The sequence below is a fragment of the Hoyosella levis genome (genome assembly GCF_026008515.1).
Taxonomy (GTDB): domain Bacteria; phylum Actinomycetota; class Actinomycetes; order Mycobacteriales; family Mycobacteriaceae; genus Lolliginicoccus; species Lolliginicoccus levis.
Map to the genome: position 1 here is coordinate 95,739 of NZ_BQYM01000003.1, position 18,617 is coordinate 114,355.

Here is an 18,617-nt window from a genome sequence, read left to right on the forward strand (position 1 = left end):
TTACTGAACAATAATGTGATCATGGCGCTCACCGACACCCCATCCCAAGACCCTCCCGGTCCCGATCCACGCAGCCCACGCGGCCGGAGCCGCGCGCGCTGGATCCTGCCCGCACTGCTCCTCATCGGCTGGCTCGCCCTCGGCGGCATTGCCGGCCCGTTCGCTGGCAAGCTTAGCGAGGTCCAGGTCAATGATTCCGCGGCCTTCCTGCCCGACTCCGCCGAGTCCACCGAGGTTCGGCAGCTCCAGGCCCTGTTCACCGACAACAAGGCCCTGCCCGCGATCATCATCGCCGAGCGGGCCAGCGGCATAACCGGCGCGGACACGGCATTCCTCCAGGAAGCCACGGCCGGATCCGCGGACCAGCCCGGCTACGCGGCACCCCCGTCGCCGCCGATCCCCTCGCAGGACGGCCAGGCCCTGCAGGTGCTCGTGCCGCTCGATACCAGCGTCGACGTCGCTGAGACCGTCGAGCAGATCCGCGACAACCTCGCCCGCGCGCCCGACGGGCTCGATGTCTTCGTCACCGGTCCTGGCGGACAAGCAGCCGACCTCGGCGAGGCATTCGCCGGAATCGATGGCCTGCTGCTCGGCGTCGCCGCCCTCGTCGTGGTCATCATCCTCATCATTGTCTACCGCAGCCCCTTGCTGCCCTTCATCGTGGTCACCAGCGCCATCCTCGCGCTGAGCCTCGCCAGCTTCCTCATCTACCTGCTCGCCGATGCGGGGACGCTCACCCTCAACGGGCAGAGCCAGGGCATCCTGTTCATCCTTGTCTTCGGCGCCGCCACTGACTACGCGCTCCTGCTCGTCGCCCGCTACCGGGAGGAGCTGCACCACAACGAGGACCGGTTCACCGCGATGGCCCGGGCCTGGAAGGCAGCGCTGCCGCCGATCGCGGCTTCCGCGGGAACCGTCATCGCCGGCGTGCTCTGCCTCCTGCTCTCCGACCTGAACTCCAACCAGGGCCTCGGGCCCGTCGCCGCGCTCGGCATCGTCGCCTCGTTCGTCGCCACCATGACATTCCTGGCAGCCGTGCTCGCGCTCCTTGGCCGTGCCGCGTTCTGGCCCTCCCGGCCACGACTCGAGCCCGCCGGGTCCGCGGCCAGCAACGACGATTCCCCCTCGGTGTGGGCGAAGCTGGCCCGACGCATCGAGGCTCGTCCACGCCGCTACTGGGTAGTGCCGCTGATCGGCCTGCTCGCGCTCGCCGCGTTCCTGCCCACCCTGCGCGCCGATGGCGTGGCGCAATCCGACTTCTTCCTGCTGCCGGTGGAGTCGAAGCAGGGCCAGGAGGTGCTCGAGCAGCACTTCGATGCCGGAACCGGATCGCCCGCCATCATCATCGCGAGCGCCGACGCCCTCGAGCCGGTGCTCGAGGCCACCCGCATCGACGGCGTCTCGGACGTCTCCGCCACGCCCGATCCCGCGACCGGGCAGCCCATGATCCGCGACGGGCTCGTGCGGATCGAGGCGACCCTCACCGACGCCGCGGACTCCGCGGCAGCCGAGAGCACCGTCCGTGACCTGCGGGCCGAGCTCTCGCGCGTGAACGGCGCGGATGCGCTCGTGGGCGGGCAGACCGCGCTGCAGCTCGACACCAATGACACCTCCGCGCGCGATCGCACCGTCATCATCCCGATGGTGGTCCTCGTGGTGTTCGTCATCCTCGCGCTGCTGCTGCGCTCGCTGCTCACCCCGTTGTTCCTGATGGCCACGGTGGTGCTGTCGTTCGCGGCCACCCTGGGGGCGAGCGCCCTGGTGTTCAACCACCTGCTCGGCTTCCCGGGAGCCGACCCCTCCATCCCGCTGTTCGCGTTCGTGTTCCTCGTCGCGCTGGGCATCGACTACAACATCTTCCTCATGACCCGGGCACGAGAGGAAGCGGGCCGCATCGGCACCCGGGACGGAGTGCTGCGCGCGCTTGTGGTCACCGGTGGGGTCATCACCTCGGCCGGCATCGTGCTCGCCGCCACGTTCGCGGCGCTCGCGGTGATCCCGCTGCTGTTCCTCGCGCAGATCGCCTTCATCGTCGCGTTCGGCGTGCTGCTCGACGCGCTGATCGTGCGCTCGCTGCTCGTGCCCGCGGTGGTCCGCGAGGCCGGGCCACGAATCTGGTGGCCTAGCTCGCCGGACAAGCACGGCGGCCGCCACCGCTACGACAAGGAGAGCGAGCGGGTCACGGTCGATCAGCTGCTCAAGTAGGCCCGCAGCGTCTCGGTCACATCCGTGATCTGGTGCACCGGCACATGCTCGTCGCGCCGGTGCGCCAGGTTCGGATCCCCCGGCCCGAGGTTGACCGCGGGCACGCCGAGCGCGGCGAAGCGGGACACATCGGTCCAGCCGTACTTGGCGCGCACCGAGCCCGCCGCGCGCACCAGCTCCGCCGCGGCCGGGTTCGACAGGCCCGGGAGGGCGCCTTGCGACAGGTCGGTGACCGTCCATTCCAGCTCGATGCCCTCGAACACCTCGCGCACATGGTCGAGGGCCTGCTCGCCGGATCGGTCCGGGGCAAACCGGAAGTTCACATCCACCGACGCCGCATCGGGGACAACGTTGCCGGCGACGCCGCCGTCGATGCGCACGGCCGACAAGCCCTCCCGATAGACGCAGCCATCGATGTCCACCGACCGCGGCTCGTACGCCGCGAGCCGCTCCAGCACCGGGGCCAGGCGATGGATGGCGTTCTCCCCCATCCAGGCGCGCGCGGTGTGCGAGCGTGTGCCGGCCGCAGCGAGATTCACCCGCAGCGTGCCCTGGCAGCCCGCCTCGATCACTCCCGCGGTCGGCTCGCCAAGGATCGCGACGTCCGCCTCGAGCCACTCCGGCATCTCCCGCTCGATCCGCGCAAGGCCATTGTGCTCGGCGGCGATCTCCTCGCAGTCATAGAAGATCAGCGTGAGATCGAACCGCGGGTTCTCGAGGGTCGCGGCGAGGTGCAGGAACACCGCGTCGCCGGACTTCATGTCCACGGTGCCGCAGCCATGCAGGATGTCGCCCTCGCGGCGGGAGGGCACGTTGTCCGCGATCGGCACGGTATCGAGGTGACCCGCGAGGATGACCCGCCGCTCCATGCCCCGGTTGGTCCGCGCGAGCACGACATTGCCCGAGCGCTCGATCTCGAAGTTGGGCGCCTGCTCGCGCAGCGCGATCTCCACCATGTCCGTGAGCCGCTTCTCGTGGTGCGACTCGCTGGGGACGTCTACGAGGGCCGCGGTGAGATCGATCGGGTCTGCGCGCAAGTCGAGGCTCATTTTTCCAGGTTAATCACACGTCCCGGGCCGTCTTGCGCGTTTGCTGCAACAGTGCGCCATCTCTCACCCGGGCGAGCCCGTGACCGTGGGCGCGCCGGACTGTAACCTGTGTCCTCGTGAGTACTCCAGTGAAATCCTCCACCGGCGCTCAAGCGGTCGGCATAGCCAGCATCACCAATGACGGTGCCGTGCTCGACACCTGGTTCCCTGAACCGACGCTCGGTGATTTCGGCCCGGCAGGCACCGAGGTGCTCAATACGGCCGACACCCCTTCCGAGCTGATCGGCCTCGTCGGAGCCGATGACGACCGTGGCGTTCGCAAGGTCGCCGTGCGCACCACGCTCGCCGCGCTCAGCGACGCCCCCCTCGATGCCCATGACGTGTACCTGCGCCTGCACTTGCTCTCGCACTGCATGGTTCCCCCGCACGGGCTGAGCCTCGAAGGCCAGTTCGGCATGCTCGCGAACGTGGTGTGGACCAACTATGGCCCCTGCGCGGTCGACGGATTCGAGAAGGTGCGCGCCCTGCTGCGCCGCCACGGACCCGTCACTGTGTATGGCATCGACAAGTTCCCCCGGATGGTCGACTACGTCGTGCCCCGCGGCGTGCGCATCGCTGACGCCGACCGCGTGCGGCTCGGCGCGCACCTCTCCCCCGGCACCACCGTGATGCACGAGGGATTCGTCAACTTCAACGCCGGAACGCTCGGCTCCTCCATGGTCGAGGGCCGCATCTCCGCCGGGGTCGTCGTGGGCGATGGCTCCGATGTCGGCGGCGGCGCCTCGATCATGGGCACCCTCTCCGGCGGCGGCAAGGAGACCATCGAGGTCGGCGAGCGCTGCCTGCTCGGCGCCAACGCCGGGCTTGGCATCTCCCTCGGCGACGACTGCGTCATCGAGGCCGGCCTCTACGTCACCGCCGGCACGAAGGTCACCGTGATCGCCGAGGGGCAGTCCACCACCATCAAGGCACGCGAGCTCAGCGGGCGCAATGGGCTGCTGTTCCGCCGCAACTCCGTCTCCGGCGCCGTCGAGGTAGTTCCCCGCGAGGGCACGGGCGTCGAGCTCAACGCCGCGCTCCACGCCAACGACTAGCCACACCCCTCCGCATCGCCCTGGACTCCCTTCCTCCAGCGAGCCACCGGCTGGAAGGCCAGGGCGATGCGTCACCGCAGAAAGCCCGCGCCCTTGAGCACAGCATCCCCCACCACCGAGTCCAGCAATCTCGGCAATGGGCTGAAGGTCCGCCACCTCACGATGATGGGGCTCGGCTCCGCCATCGGGGCTGGGCTGTTCCTCGGCACCGGCGCGGGCATCTCCACCGCGGGCCCGGGCATCCTCGTCTCCTACTGCATCGCTGGCTTCATCGTGATCCTGGTGATGCGCATGCTGGGCGAGATGGGGGCAGCGATTCCCGCGAGCGGGTCGTTCTCCCACTACGCGCGCATCGGCATCGGACCGGTCGCGGGGTTCGTGATGGGCTGGTTGTACTGGTCGCTGCTCGTGATGGTCATCGGCGCGGAGATCACCGGCGCTTCAGCGATCCTGCACTCCTGGCTGCCCGGCGTGCCGCAGTGGATGATCGCAGCGGTGATCGTGGCTTTCTTCGCGGCCGTCAACCTGTCGAGCGTGGGCAACTTCGGTGAGTTCGAGTTCTGGTTCGCGCTGATCAAGGTCACTGTCATCGTGGCTTTCCTGGTCCTCGGCGCGGGGCTCGTCCTTGGCCTGCTGCCGGGCACTGATCCCGTGGGGCTGGTCAACCTCACCGCGCACGGCGGCTTCCTGCCCAACGGCATCGGCGGCATCGCGGCGGGCCTTCTCATCGTGGCGTTCGCGTTCGGAGGCATCGAGATCGTCACCATCGCCGCCGCCGAGTCCCGCGACCCGGAGCGCAGCATCGGTTTCGCGGTGCGCAGCGTCATCTGGCGCATCAGCCTGTTCTACATCGGCTCCGTGGCCATCATGGTGCTGCTGCTGCCGTGGGACTCCGAGACCATCGCGCAGAGCCCGTTCGTCTCGGTGCTCAACCTCGCGAACATCCCGTACGTGGCTGGCTTCATGGAGTTCGTGGTGGTCGCGGCGCTGCTCTCGGCCTACAACGCGCAGATGTACGCCACTTCGCGGATGGCATACTCGCTGTCGAGCCGGGGCGATGGCCCCCGCATCCTCACCCGACTCACTCGCAACGACGTGCCCCTGTTCGCGATCCTGCTGTCGGTCTTCCTCAGCTTCATCAGCGTGGCCCTGATCTGGTGGCTGCCGGGCACCCTGCTGGGGATCCTGCTCAACGCGGTCGGCGCCTCGCTGCTGGTGATCTGGATCTTCATCGCGATCGCTCAGCTCCGCCTGCGGCGCCGCCTCGAAGCCCAGGGAGAGCTCGCCGTGCGCATGTGGCTGTTCCCGTACCTCACCTGGCTGGCACTGGCGATGCTCGCCGGGCTCATCATCCTCATGCTCACCGACGCCGACGCCCGCGACCAGTTGATCTCCACGGCAGTGTTCTGCTTGCTGCTGACGGGGCTCGGCATGCTCAATCACCGTCGGGCGCGCACGGCATAGCTGCGGGTGCGTGTTGGGGCGCGCTGGCTGGGTCGAGCCAGGTCACCCCAGCCGCGTCTTCTGCACCTTGCCCATGGCATTGCGGGGAAGGCTGGGGACGATGCGTACTTCTCGGGGCCGCTTGTGCGCGGAGAGCCGCTCGCTCACCCACGTGATCAGTTCCTCGGGGTCCGCGGCCTCGCCCACGACGTGCGCGACGATCCGTTGCCCCAGATCGTCATCGGGCACGCCCACCACGGCGACCTCGTCGACGGCGGGATGGTCGAGCAGGACGTTCTCGATCTCGCCCGCCCCGATGCGGTAGCCGCCCGACTTGATGAGGTCGGTGGATTCGCGGCCCACGATGCGATGCGTGCCGTCCGGGGCGATGGCCGCGATGTCACCGGTGACGAACCACCCCTCACCGGTCCAGCTCGCTGCCGTGGCTGTCGGGTTTCCGTGGTAGCCGTCGCCGAGCATGGGGCCGCGCACGTGGAGCACGCCAATGCTGGTGCCGTCATGGGGCAACTCGTTGCCAGCGCCGTCGACGATGCGGGTGCTCACGCCAGGCAGGGGCGTGCCGACGTGGCCGGGGCGCCGCGGACCGTCCGCTCGCGCGCTGAGGGTTATCAGCGTCTCGGTCATGCCGTAGCGCTCGACGATCTCGTGCCCGGTCAGTTCCTTGACGGTCGCGAACACGGTGGCGGGCAGGGGCGCGCTCCCGGAGACGAGCAGGCGGGCACCGGCGAGGGCGCGCGCGTGCTCGGCCTCGCTAGCGAGGCGATGCCAGACGGTGGGCACCCCGAAGTACAGCGTTCCGGGTGCCGCCGCGTACGCCTGCGGGGTGGGGCGGCCGGTGTGGATGAGCGGGCTACCGATGCGCAGCGGGCCCAGGAGGCCCAGGATGAGGCCGTGGACGTGGAACAGCGGCAGGCCGTGCACCAGCGTGTCCTTGGCTGTCCAGCTCCAGGCATCAGCGAGCGCATCGATCCCTGCCGCGATGGCGCGCCGGCTCAGGATGACACCCTTGGGCCGTCCGGTGGTGCCGGAGGTATAGATGATGAAGGCCGCGCTATGCGGGGCGGGCTCGGGATGATGGTGCCAGTCTCGGGCGTGGACGCGCACGGGGATGCGCGGCAATTGCTTGGCCGCCTCGTGGTCGTGAGGCGTGCCAAGCCAGGCTTGCGCGCCGGAGTCGGTGAGCATGTGAGTGATCTCGTCCGGCCCGGAGTCGGGCGGTATCGGGACCACTGTCACTCCGGCGGTGAGCGCTCCCGCGATGGCCACGACCGTCTCCAGGCCTGGCCGGGCAAGCACCGCGACGATCCGGGCACCCCGTATTCGCGGCACCACGGCGGATGCCGCCCCCATCAGGGCTTCGCGCGAGAGGGTGGCGCCATCGACGGTCACCGCGGGCGAGGCTGCCTCGCTAGCGGGCGACGCGTGGAGCGCGGTGAGCAGGGACAGTGCCATCAGGGCTGGTCAGACATCAGAGAATCGCTGGGGCGGCTCGATGCCCAGGGCCGTGCAGGCACGCTCGATATGGTCGAAGCCCTCGTTGATGACTTCCTCGGCAGCATCGGCGGCCTCGGCGGTGGTGGCGACGTTGAGCATCACGCGGGCGTTGTCGAGGCTGTCCTTGGCCTGGCCAAGGTGCCCGGCAGCAACGTCGTCATTATCGGCGCGGATGGTATCGACGGCGAACGCGAGCTGCAGGTACGCGCCGCGTGCTCGCGCCTTGGCCTCATCGGCCTCGCGGGTGACCTCGAGGTTCTTCAGGAACTTGCGGCCCGCTCCGAACGCAGCGACGCCTACACCGACCGCGATCGGTATCAGTGGAACTGGCATCTGCGGTTCTCCTCTCACATTGGGCGCGCCTGAGTGCTGGAGCCCGCCACGTGCTGGCCGCGGTGACTAGGGTGCTAGCCGCCGCGCTGCGGCCGCGATGCGCTCGTCCGTAGCTGTCAGCGCGATCCGCACATGCTGCGTGCCTGTCGGCCCGTAGAACTCACCTGGCGCGGCAAGGATACCGCGCTCGGCGAGCCACTGGACAGTATCGCGGCCATGTTCACCGCGCGTTGCCCACAAGTACAGGCCCGCTTCGGAATGGTCGATGCGGAACCCTGCCTCGGCTAGGGCCGCGCGAAGCACCTCGCGGCGCTGCCGGTACTTCTCCTTCTGCTCCTGCTCATGCGTGTCCGAGGACATCGCTGCGGCCGCGGCAGCCTGGATCGGCAACGGCACCATCATTCCCGCGTGCTTGCGCACCGCGAGCAGGTCTCCCACGAGCTCGGGATCCCCTGTGATGAATCCCGCCCGGTAGGAGGCAAGGCTGGACGTCTTCGACAGCGAGTGCACCGCGAGGAGCCCCTCGTGGTTGCCACCGCTGACGCGCTCATCGAGGATCGACACGGGCTCGGCGTCCCAGCCGAGACCGAGATAGCACTCGTCCGAGGCCACGATGGTGCCCCGATGCCGGGCCCACTCGACGACCTTGCGCAGATGGTCCACGCCGAGCACGCGCCCGGTCGGGTTCGAGGGCGAGTTGATGAAGAGCAGTGGCACGCGCTGCGGGCCCATCGCTACGGTGCTATCCGCGCGGAGGATCTCCGCACCGGCAAGCAACGCGCCCACCTCGTAGGTGGGATACGCGAGCTCGGGAATCACGACGGTGTCCCCGCTGCCCACGGCGAGCAGGCGCGGCAACCAGGCGATGAGCTCCTTCGTCCCGATCGCCGGCAGTACCGCGTCCGGGTCGATGCCACTGATCCCATAGCGCCGGGCCATCGATCCGGCCGCGGCCTCGCGGAACTCGGCCGTGCCGTGGGTGGTGGGGTACCCCGGCTGGGCAGCTACCGAGGCAAGCGCATCCTGGATCATCGGCGCTACCGGATCGACCGGCGTGCCGACGGACAGATCGACGATGCCGTCGCTATGGGATCGCGCGAGCTGCTTGGCGCCTGCGAGCGAGTCCCACGGGAAGTCAGGAAGCGCGCGCGCCACCGGAGTGCGATGCACGTCACTCCTCGTTCATCGGGGGAAGTTCCTTGATGAACGACGGATCGAATGCCTTCTTGCCGACCTTTGCCGCGCCGCCCGGCGAGCCCAGCTCGTCGAAGAAGTCAACGTTGGCCGCGACATAATCGTCCCACTCGTCGGGAACATCATCCTCGTAGAAGATCGCCTCGACAGGGCACACAGGCTCGCACGCGCCGCAGTCCACGCACTCGTCGGGGTGGATGTAGAGCATCCGCTCGCCCTCGTAGATGCAGTCGACAGGGCATTCCTCGATGCATGCCTTGTCGAGGACGTCGACACACGGCTCTGCGATGACATACGTCACTGCAGTTCTCCTGTCCTACTCGCCTGGCCGTCATGCTATGGCCGCCATTGTGATGTCACGTTCTGCGGGCTGTGCGGAACGCGATGCCTGCGCAACACTGGGCCGAGCATGATCAGCCTCGCCGAACGGCCCACGTGCATCATTATCACGCAACCGCGGGCGCCCGATCAGGCCAGGGTTCCCTCACCCGAGCGCGCGCCCCACCCAGGGCCGCAAGCAGTTCCTAGCCTACCGCCACCCAGCGTCCCGCTCGAAATCCCTGGCGCCCACGGACGGGATGCTCATCGAAACAACTCGCGCACGAAAGGCCGCGAGTCGTCGAGCGAGGCGAACATGGTGGAGTCATGGCTATCGGCCGGGTAGTAGCGCAGGGTCAGCGGCTGCTGGTTCGCGCGCATCCGCGTTGCCAGTATCTCCGTCAACGGCGCCCACACAGTGGTGTCGAGCCCGCCCTGCGCGATCATGAAGGGCCTCTCGTATTCCGTGACGGGAACCGCCACGACGTCACGCATCGCCTCGAAGAAGGGAGCGCTGGTGAGCTGTCGGCTGAACAGCGCCCCCATCGCGATCCCCGCGACCCGATCGCGCTGGTCGCGGTAGCAGAGCCGCTCCGCATCGTCGACCACCGCTCGCCCGAGCGGGGTGAGGTAGCTATCGACATCCGCCTCGGGATGCGTCGCGCGCACGCTGGCGAGCAGATACGACACGAACACCGTCAATCCCGGCTGCCCGATCTCCGGGAACCACGGCCCCAGGGACGGGATGAGGACCTCGAGCTGCGACGGCGCACCGGTCGCGACCGCGCCGCGGAAGTCGAGCTCCGGCGCGCGGCCGGGTGCCTGGCGGGCCGTGAACAAGGAAGCGTGCCCGCCCTGGGACTGGCCCACCGCCACCCACGACGGGGACAGCGCCGGCTCGGCCGCCCGTGCCGCCCGCACGGCGTCGATCACCCCGTTGGCAGCGATCCTGCCGTTGAGGTACGGGTGAACTCCTGGTCCGCCGAGCCCCGGATAGTCACTGGCGACGATCGCGTATCCCTCGGCGAGCCACGCCTCGAGGTACTCGAGATCGCGCTCCGAGCGAGCATTGATCGAGGGCGCGCAATCATCCGCGAGGCCCACGGTGCCATGCGCCCACGCGATGACGGGCCACCCGCCTGGTGGTGGAGTGCCTGCTGGGAGGTACACCGCGCCAGAGACGGGGATGCGCTGCTCCCCCGCGCCCTCGGACCAGTACGAGATCCGGAACGCGCGCGCGGTGCCGGGGATCCAGTGCTCGGGGGCGGCCGCGGAGGTATCGATCAGCTCGCCAGCGAGCGGCTCAGCCGATGCGAGCGGGGCGCTGAGGAACGGTCCGGCCCCGAGGGCGCAGGCAACGGCGAGCGAGCAGGCGCGCGCGCCAGGCACCAGCCTCATCGCAGCTCTCCTGCCACAGCGATCGTGGGCGCCGTGACAGGCTCGTAGGTGGTGGTGCGTTGCCGGGCGGGCCGCGAGATGCCGCGAGCGATGTCCTCGAGCTCGGCGACGGTGCGGGCGGAGCCGTGCTGCGAGCCGGCCATGCGGGAGATCGTTTCCTCCATCAGTGTCCCGCCGAGGTCGTTGGCGCCGGAGCGGAGCATCAGGCGGGTGCCCTCGGTGCCGAGCTTCACCCAGCTCGTCTGGATGTTGTCGATGCGCCCGTGGAGCATGACGCGAGCGAGCGCGTGCACGGCCCGGTTCTCCCGTGGCGTGGGACCCGGGCGGGAGGCGCCAGCGAGGTATAGGGGCGCGCTGTGGTGCACGAACGGAAGGGGCACGAACTCGGTGAACCCGCCGGTGCGGTCCTGGATCTCGCGGAGCACGCGCAGGTGCCCCACCCAGTGCCGGGGCTTGTCGACGTGCCCGTACATCATCGTGGAGCTCGACCGCAGTCCCTCCTCGTGGGCGGTGGTGACGACCTCGATCCAGGTGCTCGCGGGCAGCTTGCCCTTCGTGAGGATCCAGCGCACATCGTCATCGAGGATCTCGGCAGCCGTCCCGGGGATCGTGCCGAGGCCAGCCGCGCGCAGCTCGCGCAGCCAATCGCGGAGGGACTGCCCGGAGCGCGAGACGCCGTTGATGATCTCCATGGGGCTGAAGGCGTGGACGTGCATGCCGGGGACGCGCTCGGTGACGGCGCGGACGAGATCAGCGTAGGCAGTGACGGGCAGATCCGGGTCGATGCCGCCCTGCATGCACACCTCGGTCGCTCCGGCGACGTGTGCCTCCCAGGCCCGATCGGCAACCTCGGCGCTGGAGAGCGTGAAGGCGTCGGCGTCGCCCTTGCGCTGCGCGAACGCGCAGAACCGGCAACCCGTGTAGCAGATGTTGGTGAAGTTGATGTTCCGGTTGACGACGTAGGTCACGTCATCGCCCACGGTGTCGCGCCGGATCGCGTCGGCGAGATCGGCTAGTGCCTGCAGGGCCTGGCCATCGGCATGGGCGAGCGCGAGGTACTCGGCGTCGGAGAGCCCAGCGGGATCGGCCTCGGCCCGCCGCAGGGCGTGCAGCACGGCGGCATCGAGGCGTTCCGGGGTGTTTCCGTTCCCCTCGCTGGCGTCGGCGCGGCCGCGCACGACGTCCCAATCACCGAAGGCGCTATCGAGGTCACTGCGATGGTCCGTGCGCCGGCCGTCGACATCGATCTCCTCATGGAGATCGGTACGGCCCGAGGACGCCCAGTCCGGGTCCGGTTCCTGCCAGGGCAACCCCGCTGGCACGGTGTCACGGGCCAGCCCGGTGCTGGTGTCGAGCAGTGCCGCGACATGCGGGCGCACGCGCGGATCGATCCAGGGCTGCCCAGCGAGCGCGTAGCGGGGATGGGCGGTCAGCCTCTCGACGAGCTGGTACCCGCAGTCGGAGGTGATCGCGGCGAGGGCCTCGAGCTCGGGCCAGGGTCGTTCCGGATTCACATGATCAGGGGTGACCGGCGATACGCCGCCCCAATCGTCGATGCCGGCCGCGATCAGGCGCCGCGACTCCTCGGGCGAGACCAGGTTCGGCGGGGCCTGGATGCGCATGCCGGGGCCGAGCACGATCCGGGCCACCGCGACGGTGGCGAGGAACTCCTCGAGATCAGCGTCGGGCGTGGCACGCATGGCAGTGTCCGGCTTGGCGCGGAAGTTCTGCACGATCACTTCCTGGATGTGCCCGAGCTCGCGATGCGCCGCTCGGATGGCGAACAGCGATTCGGCGCGGTCCTCCACGGTCTCCCCGATGCCCACGAGGATCCCGGTAGTGAACGGCACGGCATGGCGGCCGACGTCGCGCAGTACTTGCAGCCGGCGCTGTGGATCCTTGTCCGGGCTGCCGTGATGACAGGCGCCGGGCGTCTCGAACAGCGCGCGGGAGGTGGTCTCGAGCATCATGCCCATCGAGGGCGCTACCGGCTTGAGCCGCGCGATCTCGTCCCACGACATCACCCCGGGATTGAGGTGCGGCAGCAGGCCAGTCTCCTCGAGCACCCGGATGGCCATGGCCCGCACATAGTCCAGCGTGGAGCGGTAGCCGCGCGACTCGAGCCACTCGCGGGCCTCGGGCCAGCGATCCTCGGGGCGATCGCCGAGGGTGAACAGCGCTTCCTTGCAGCCTTGCTCCGCGCCGCGGCGGGCGATCGCCACCACCTCGTCAGGGTCGAGGAACATGCCTTCCCCGGCGGCGCGCAGCTTGCCCGGCACCGTCACGAACGTGCAGTAGTGGCAGCGGTCCCGGCACAGGCGCGTCAACGGGATGAACACCTTCCGCGAGTACGAGACGGGCAGCGGCCCCTCCCAGCCGGGGAACGCCGCCCGCGAGCCAGCATCGCGGACCCGTCCGGCCGCGGCGCACAATGCCTCGAGATCAGCGCCCCGCATCCGCAGCGCGACCGACGCCTCGGCCTCGTTGAGGGTCACCCCATCGCGGGCCCGGCGCAGCACACGGCGGACAGCGGAGGCAGGGACAGCGTCTGCGGTGTGGAAGGTCACCCCCCGATCATGCTCCATACCCGCCATGCCGACCAGCGGACAACGCCCGCCGTCCGTAAAGTCGCAGTATGGCTGATCCAACGAGCAAGCTGGCCGACCCCGCGTGGCGGCCCAGCCGCAAGGCCCCCTTGCTGTGGGCGTCCGGGATCGTGATCCTGTGGCTCGTGCTGATCGCCGCCCAGGTCGTCCTCGCTGCCCTGCGCCCCGGAGTCGGCTGGCCGCTGGTCGCCGCTGGGGCAGCGACAGTGATCCTCGCGCCCCTGCACATCGTGGGCGTGCCCTGGTGGCGGTACCGGGTGCACCGCTGGGAGATCACCGACGAGGCCGTGCATACCCGGCAGGGGTGGCTCGTCCAGGAGCATCGCATCGCCCCGATCTCGCGCGTGCAGACCGTCGACACCACCCGCGGACCGATCGACCGGCTTCTTGGCCTCGCGACGGTCACCGTCACCACTGCCTCGTCCGCCGGGGCGGTGACCATCCCCGCCCTGGACCTCGAGGTCGCCGAGCGCACGGTCCGCGAGCTCACGGACATCGCGGCGCAGACGCGCGGGGACGCGACATGAGCAGCTCCGAACCGGCCGGGATGACCGATGAGGCCGTTCCCTGGCGCCGCCTTGATGCCCGCATGCTGCTCGTCAAGCCAGTCACGGCGGGCTTCCGGGCCCTTCCCGCACTGATCGTGCCGCTCATCGTTGGCGCCCAGACCGGCAACCCGGCGTGGTTGCTCGTCGCTGTGGTGGGGCTCGTCTACGTCGCGACGATCGACTGGCTGACCACCCGGTACCGGGTCGGGCCTGACCACGTGCAGCTCAAGCGGGGGCTGCTGCAGCGCAACGTGCTCTCCGTGCCCCGCTCGCGCGTCAGATCCGTCGATACCCATGCCACGGTGCTGCACCGCATCCTGGGGCTGACGGTGCTGCGGATCGGCACCGGCACCGACGATTCAGGGTTCGAGCTCGACGCCATCCCGGCCGAGGCTGTTCCCGAGCTGCGCGCCGTCCTGCTGGTACCGAGCTCGCCGGCCGACAGCGACGACGCTGAACCGGGGAGCCATTCGGATGCTTCGGGCACCGTGGGCGATCCGGGTGCCGAGCTCGCGGACTGGCAGATCTCCTGGATGCGCTACGCCCCGCTGGGCTACACCGGCCTTGTCGCGATCGGCGCCGGAATGGGCCTGCTCTTCCAGTCCGGCAGCGCGATCGACCGGATCGCGGACTCAGGGCTGGCGCAGGATGCCGCCTCGCTCGTGCAGCAGCTCGGCCCACTCATCGCGGCCGCGATCGCGGTGCTGATCGTGCTCGTGGCGGCGAGCGCCATCGCCATCACCCGCTACGTCTTGTCCTACTCCGGCTTCACCCTCCATGACGATGGCCACGTGCTGCGCGTCGAGCATGGGCTGCTCACCACGCGCGAGAGCACCCTCGACCGCCGCAGGCTGCGCGGGGTGTCCATCGAGGAGCCCGTGCTGCTCCGCCTCGGCGGCGGGGCCCGGGCGCGCGCCATCATGACGGGCATCGGTGAATCCTCCGGCACCTCGGCCCTGGTCCTGCCCGATGCGCCACGCCAGCGCGCCCAGCAGGTCGCGGCCGCGGTGGTCGGCGACCCTGGCGTCATGCATGTGGCCCTGCGCGGGCACGGCAGCGCGGCGTTGCGACGCCGCATGTTCCGCGCTCTCGCGCCCCCCGCCTTGCTGATCGCCGGGCTCGCGGTCGCCACGCTCGCGGGCGCACCGATCCCGTGGTGGGCGTGGCTCGCGGCGGGCCTCCTGCTCGCTGCCTCGGTCGGCCTGGGAATCGACCGGTACCGCTCCCTCGGGCATGCCACGCCAACGGGGTGGCTGGTCTGCCAGAGCGGATCGCTCCTGCGCTCGCGCGACATGGTCGCCGCCGAGGGCATCGTCGGCTGGAGCGTGCGACAAACCTACTTCCAGCGTCGCTCCGGCCTGGCCACGCTCACCGCCGCGACCCCGGCCGGGGCTGATGCCTATCAGGTGCTCGACGTCCCCGAGCCGTGGGCATGGGACATCATCGCGGCGGTCACGCCGCGCATGGTCCAGTCGCTCCCCCGCGCCACCGCCGCGGCCAGGTAGCCATTCGAGGCCCAGTAACTGTTCAAGCCCGGGCCAGCCCTAGGCGGTCGGTGTGGTCCCGGTGTTGTTGTCGAGCATGGATTCACGCAGCATCCAGAACGCGACCGGCACGAGACCGCCGACGAGCAGGTACAGGCCACGCGGATCATGCCCAGGGAGGAGCATCGAGCCCCCCGGACCACCGAGGAACGCGAGCATCACGACGACGGTCCAGGCGACGATGGGCGCGGCCGCCCGCTTGATGGTGTAGCCGAGGCGCAGGCCCGCCTCGAGCAGCAAGATGTTGCCGACCGCGGCGATCAGCACGGCATAGGGAAAAGGCACCCCGTCGAGCTGGCTGGGCAGCAGGAAGATCGACAGTATCGCCAAGAGGATGCCGTCGATGACCAGCACGCCAACGATGTACGGGTCAAGCCGGGACGCGCTCATCGTCGGTCGCTGTCGCGGACTGGCCCAGGATGACATGCTGCTGCGGCCACGCTGCGGGCTCGCTGTGGAGCGCGACGCCACGTTCACGGTTCCTGCCTCTCCGGTGCGGTGCGACTGAATGCTGGTTGCCCAATGAGCTGGGAGCAGGCATCACCGTGGCGGTGGCGGGTAGCCGATCTGCGTCAGGTAGTTGCTGTAGTTCTGGACGGCGGCGAAGATGAGATCCCAGTAGGCATTGGAGATCTCCCGCTCATAGGCGGCAGGATCCAGGATCCACGCGATGAGGTCCATGTCATTCCTTTCGAACTTTAGTGGTTCCGAGGCCGGCGAACAGATCATGAGCGACCTGATCGTCCGGCACGGGATGGCCCGCATTGCGGACCAGGACGAAGTGTTCCTCATCCATTATCGGCTGCGCTACCCAATTGGACAGGGCGAACGCACGGTTGGGCAGGTCAATCATGACCTGGGTGGCATGGCATCGCAGCGCGGCGGCCTTGCGGTCGCGCTGCGCACGGACATCGATACGGGTGGTGATCTGCTCGTCGGGGAACAGGCCCAGACCGCCGGCGGGATCATGCAGCCAGCCCGCGGGCACGCTGGTGAGCCGGGCCGCGTGCTCCTGGACCGCCCGGTGGCCGATGACGCTCCAGTACAAGCGTGGCACGTCCCAGCCGCGCGGGGGATCCGCCGCGAGCTCGACCGCTCGGTGGGTGACCTCATGGACACGGATGTGATCGGGATGCCCGTAGGTGCCGTGGGGATCGTAGGTGGTGACCACGTGCGGCCGGAATTCCTGGATGAGCACGGCGAGCTCGTTCGCGGTCTCCTCAAGTGGCGCGTTGGTGAACGCGCGCGGATTGAGCGCCCCGTCGGTTCCTGCCATTCCGGAATCGCGCCAGCGGCCCGCGCCGCCGAGGAATGTGCCCCGCACGCTGCCGCGGCTGGCGGACCCCTCGAGCGCTTCGAGCGCCCGCCGGAGCTCGCCGTAGCGGTAGCCGCCGAGCTGGTCGGCATGCTGTGCGGCTAGCCCGGCGAGCTCGTCGCCGATGATCTCGCCCTCCTCGCCGAGAGTGCAGGTCACGACGAGGACCTCGGTGCCGGCATCGCACGCGGCGGCGATCGTCCCGCCGGTGATGAGGGTCTCGTCATCGGGGTGGGCGTGGACGAGCATGAGCCGACGAGCTGGGCTGGTCATCGGGGTGCTGGTCATTCGGGCAGCCTCGTCCACTGCGCGGCGTCACCAAACACACCAACGGGGACGGGCAGGTCGAGGTTGACGCCAGCCACGGTGTCCCGGGCCGCGACGAGGGTAACGTCCTGGAGAATGGGGCGGACAGCAGCGAGCTCCCACAGCACGGGCTCCGCTTGCGCGATGACGGCGTCGGCGTCGGCCTGCCCGGTCAGTGCTGCCCGGATGCGGTCATCGATAGCGGGCGCGCAGGCACCCGAGAGGTTGCTGGGCGCGCGCTCGGCATCGCGCTCGTTCTCGGCGGGCTCGGGTCCCGCCGGAGGGGCGGCCTCCCCTGGCGGGCAGGCCCAGCGCGAGGCGAGGGCGGTCGCGGGATCGAAGCCGGTCTGCGTCCAGCCGACGAGCATGTCGATCTCGCCGCCCGTGAGCGCCTCCCCGTAGAGCCGCGCGGGGGCAAGCTGGGAGACTCGAGCGCGCACCCCGACATGGCGCAACTGGTCCGCCGCGGTGTTCGCGACCGCTCGGGCGGTCTGGTCCCCGCCCGGTACGCCGATCACGAGGTTGAGCGCAGCGCCGGTCGGCTCCCCTCCGAGGCGGAGCGTATCGTCGACAAGCTGGTAGCCGCTGGTGGCCAGCACGGCCATCGCTTCCTCGTAGCGCATCCGGGCAGGCTCGGTGGGCGTGTATTGCGGATCCGACGGTGGCCGGATCTGTGCCTCCGCGACCGCTACTGTCGCCGTTCCACCGCCGCCGACGGTCGCGAGGACGTCCGTATCGAGGAAGCTCAGCAGGGCCTTGCGGAGCTCGGGATCATCGAGCGGCTCGATGCGCGTGTTCAGCACGAGCTGCAGGGCTCGGGTCTGGTAGGCGCGGGCCGTGGAGAGCCCCCGGATGGCGGAGAGCTGGGCCTGCAGCGAGGCCCCACCGTGGACCTCGGCGATCTGGGCGTCGTTGGAGCGCAGCGAGTCCGCGATCTGCGTGGCGCTTCCGCCGCGGCGCATGTGGATGCGGTCGGCGCGGGCCGGGATGCCCCAGAATCGATCGTTGCGCTCGAGCCGGATGTCATCGCGGCCGCGGTCGACCCGCTTGATGTTGAACCGCGATCCGGATACCGGGATCGTGTCGGCGAGCCCGTCGTCGAAGCCCCCGGGGGAATCCTTGATGAGGTGCGCCGGGAGCAGGTGGCTGAAGAGCTCGCGCCACGCCGGGTAGGGATCGCTGAACTGCACGGTGACGGTCTTGCCGCCCGAGGAGGACCGCACGTCGGTGATCAGGTCGTATCCGGCGGGATCGACCACGCCGGGCTGCGTGGTCATCTGCCGCCAGAGGTAGAGGAAATCCTCGGCCGCGATGGGGGCACTGTCGGACCATTGCGCCTCGTCGCGGAGCACATAGGTGACGGTGAAGGGCGCTTCGCCGCTGCCATCGTCGGTGACCTCGCCAGAGATGAGCACCGAGGGGTCGGGCTGCCATCGCACCCCGCCGGGCGATTGCGGGTCGGGCACGGGCCGGAACGGGCTGGGCAGCACCAGGTCAGCGATGGCGCTGCTCACCGGCGAGAGGTGGGAGAGCAGGTGCGGGTTGAACCCGCTGCCGATATCGTCGATCGCGACGATGATCTCGTTCTCCACGACGACGGGCTGCGGTGTCGGCGTGACGGTGCCGGTGCTCTCGATCGGGGGCGGGGGGCTCGCGGTGCAGGCCGTGAGCGAGAGCAGTGCCGCACCGGCGAGCAGGGCTTTGGCCCATCCCGCTGCGGGCGTCGTCGACATGGTCGGCACTCGTTCC

The 18,617-nt window shown here is 69.6% G+C and carries 16 protein-coding genes; 5 read left to right on the forward strand and 11 right to left on the reverse strand.

The window, feature by feature from the left end:
* Window positions 1-21: 21 nt before the first annotated feature.
* Window positions 22-2,205 carry an MMPL family transporter gene (locus QC765_RS04460; protein WP_278313224.1) on the forward strand — a complete coding sequence of 728 codons (2,184 nt, stop codon included), beginning with the start codon at window positions 22-24 and terminating at the stop codon, window positions 2,203-2,205.
* Here the strand turns inward: QC765_RS04460 and dapE are convergent.
* Window positions 2,190-3,254 carry a succinyl-diaminopimelate desuccinylase gene (dapE, locus tag QC765_RS04465; protein ID WP_278313225.1) on the reverse strand — a complete coding sequence of 355 codons (1,065 nt, stop codon included), beginning with the start codon at window positions 3,252-3,254 and terminating at the stop codon, window positions 2,190-2,192. The genes QC765_RS04460 and dapE overlap by 16 nt on opposite strands.
* Before the next feature lie 116 nt (window positions 3,255-3,370).
* Here dapE and dapD point away from each other — a divergent pair, with 116 nt between their 5' ends.
* Complete coding sequence (dapD, locus tag QC765_RS04470; RefSeq protein WP_278313226.1) at window positions 3,371-4,348, forward strand: 2,3,4,5-tetrahydropyridine-2,6-dicarboxylate N-succinyltransferase; 978 nt, start codon at window positions 3,371-3,373, stop codon at window positions 4,346-4,348.
* A 162-nt stretch (window positions 4,349-4,510) separates the two neighbouring features.
* Window positions 4,511-5,812, forward strand: coding sequence for an amino acid permease (locus tag QC765_RS04475; protein WP_373876689.1), 1,302 nt, complete (start codon window positions 4,511-4,513; stop codon window positions 5,810-5,812).
* 42 nt (window positions 5,813-5,854) lie between these two features.
* On the opposite strand, the gene QC765_RS04480 is transcribed toward QC765_RS04475, so the two are convergent.
* The 6 genes from QC765_RS04480 to QC765_RS04505 all read right to left on the reverse strand — a co-directional run bounded on the left by QC765_RS04480 (window position 5,855) and on the right by QC765_RS04505 (window position 13,134).
* On the reverse strand, window positions 5,855-7,264 hold the full coding sequence (locus QC765_RS04480) for an acyl-CoA synthetase (protein WP_278313228.1): 1,410 nt from the start codon (window positions 7,262-7,264) through the stop codon (window positions 5,855-5,857).
* A gap of 9 nt (window positions 7,265-7,273) precedes the next feature.
* Window positions 7,274-7,639: a hypothetical protein gene (locus QC765_RS04485; protein ID WP_278313229.1), complete on the reverse strand. Its 366-nt coding sequence runs from the start codon at window positions 7,637-7,639 to the stop codon at window positions 7,274-7,276.
* A gap of 66 nt (window positions 7,640-7,705) precedes the next feature.
* A complete protein-coding gene (dapC, locus tag QC765_RS04490; RefSeq protein WP_278313230.1) occupies window positions 7,706-8,809 on the reverse strand; it encodes a succinyldiaminopimelate transaminase in 1,104 nt (367 codons plus the stop codon).
* A gap of 1 nt (window position 8,810) precedes the next feature.
* Complete coding sequence (fdxA, locus tag QC765_RS04495) at window positions 8,811-9,134, reverse strand: ferredoxin (RefSeq protein ID WP_278313231.1); 324 nt, start codon at window positions 9,132-9,134, stop codon at window positions 8,811-8,813.
* Between the two features lie 281 nt (window positions 9,135-9,415).
* On the reverse strand, window positions 9,416-10,549 hold the full coding sequence (locus QC765_RS04500; protein ID WP_278313232.1) for an alpha/beta hydrolase family protein: 1,134 nt from the start codon (window positions 10,547-10,549) through the stop codon (window positions 9,416-9,418).
* Window positions 10,546-13,134, reverse strand: a complete 2,589-nt coding sequence (locus QC765_RS04505; protein ID WP_278313233.1) for a bifunctional FO biosynthesis protein CofGH — start codon at window positions 13,132-13,134, stop codon at window positions 10,546-10,548. Before QC765_RS04505 ends, QC765_RS04500 begins: the two co-directional genes overlap by 4 nt.
* Window positions 13,135-13,184: 50 nt before the next feature.
* Between QC765_RS04505 and QC765_RS04510 the strand changes: the two genes are divergently transcribed.
* Together QC765_RS04510 and QC765_RS04515 are read left to right on the forward strand one after the other, a co-directional pair.
* Window positions 13,185-13,682, forward strand: coding sequence for a PH domain-containing protein (locus tag QC765_RS04510; protein WP_278313234.1), 498 nt, complete (start codon window positions 13,185-13,187; stop codon window positions 13,680-13,682).
* The gene (locus QC765_RS04515; protein WP_278313235.1) at window positions 13,679-15,208 is read left to right on the forward strand and encodes a PH domain-containing protein; all 1,530 of its coding nucleotides are present in this window, start codon (window positions 13,679-13,681) and stop codon (window positions 15,206-15,208) included. Before QC765_RS04510 ends, QC765_RS04515 begins: the two co-directional genes overlap by 4 nt.
* Window positions 15,209-15,247: 39 nt before the next feature.
* Here the strand turns inward: QC765_RS04515 and QC765_RS04520 are convergent, their stop codons facing one another.
* The 4 genes from QC765_RS04520 to QC765_RS04535 form a co-directional block, all read right to left on the reverse strand.
* Window positions 15,248-15,637: a hypothetical protein gene (locus QC765_RS04520; protein WP_278313236.1), complete on the reverse strand. Its 390-nt coding sequence runs from the start codon at window positions 15,635-15,637 to the stop codon at window positions 15,248-15,250.
* A gap of 150 nt (window positions 15,638-15,787) precedes the next feature.
* Window positions 15,788-15,928: a hypothetical protein gene (locus tag QC765_RS04525; RefSeq protein ID WP_278313237.1), complete on the reverse strand. Its 141-nt coding sequence runs from the start codon at window positions 15,926-15,928 to the stop codon at window positions 15,788-15,790.
* 1 nt (window position 15,929) lies between these two features.
* Window positions 15,930-16,850, reverse strand: a complete 921-nt coding sequence (mshB, locus tag QC765_RS04530; protein ID WP_373876671.1) for an N-acetyl-1-D-myo-inositol-2-amino-2-deoxy-alpha-D-glucopyranoside deacetylase — start codon at window positions 16,848-16,850, stop codon at window positions 15,930-15,932.
* Window positions 16,847-18,601, reverse strand: coding sequence for an ABC transporter family substrate-binding protein (locus QC765_RS04535; RefSeq protein WP_278313238.1), 1,755 nt, complete (start codon window positions 18,599-18,601; stop codon window positions 16,847-16,849). The genes mshB and QC765_RS04535 overlap by 4 nt, the downstream gene beginning before the upstream one ends.
* Window positions 18,602-18,617: the final 16 nt, after the last annotated feature.

Excerpts from the sequence above, each read along its gene's own strand:
- QC765_RS04460 (WP_278313224.1), top strand. The coding sequence starts at position 22 with ATGGCGCTCACCGACACCCCATCCCAAGACCCTCCCGGTCCCGATCCA.
- dapE (WP_278313225.1), bottom strand. The coding sequence starts at position 3,254 with ATGAGCCTCGACTTGCGCGCAGACCCGATCGATCTCACCGCGGCCCTC.
- QC765_RS04485 (WP_278313229.1), bottom strand. The coding sequence starts at position 7,639 with ATGCCAGTTCCACTGATACCGATCGCGGTCGGTGTAGGCGTCGCTGCG.
- QC765_RS04475 (WP_373876689.1), top strand. The coding sequence starts at position 4,511 with ATGATGGGGCTCGGCTCCGCCATCGGGGCTGGGCTGTTCCTCGGCACC.
- QC765_RS04535 (WP_278313238.1), bottom strand. The coding sequence starts at position 18,601 with ATGTCGACGACGCCCGCAGCGGGATGGGCCAAAGCCCTGCTCGCCGGT.
- QC765_RS04510 (WP_278313234.1), top strand. The coding sequence starts at position 13,185 with ATGGCTGATCCAACGAGCAAGCTGGCCGACCCCGCGTGGCGGCCCAGC.
- mshB (WP_373876671.1), bottom strand. The coding sequence starts at position 16,850 with ATGACCAGCACCCCGATGACCAGCCCAGCTCGTCGGCTCATGCTCGTC.
- QC765_RS04505 (WP_278313233.1), bottom strand. The coding sequence starts at position 13,134 with ATGGAGCATGATCGGGGGGTGACCTTCCACACCGCAGACGCTGTCCCT.
- QC765_RS04515 (WP_278313235.1), top strand. The coding sequence starts at position 13,679 with ATGAGCAGCTCCGAACCGGCCGGGATGACCGATGAGGCCGTTCCCTGG.
- QC765_RS04500 (WP_278313232.1), bottom strand. The coding sequence starts at position 10,549 with ATGAGGCTGGTGCCTGGCGCGCGCGCCTGCTCGCTCGCCGTTGCCTGC.
- QC765_RS04525 (WP_278313237.1), bottom strand. The coding sequence starts at position 15,928 with ATGGACCTCATCGCGTGGATCCTGGATCCTGCCGCCTATGAGCGGGAG.
- QC765_RS04480 (WP_278313228.1), bottom strand. The coding sequence starts at position 7,264 with ATGGCACTGTCCCTGCTCACCGCGCTCCACGCGTCGCCCGCTAGCGAG.
- QC765_RS04520 (WP_278313236.1), bottom strand. The coding sequence starts at position 15,637 with ATGAGCGCGTCCCGGCTTGACCCGTACATCGTTGGCGTGCTGGTCATC.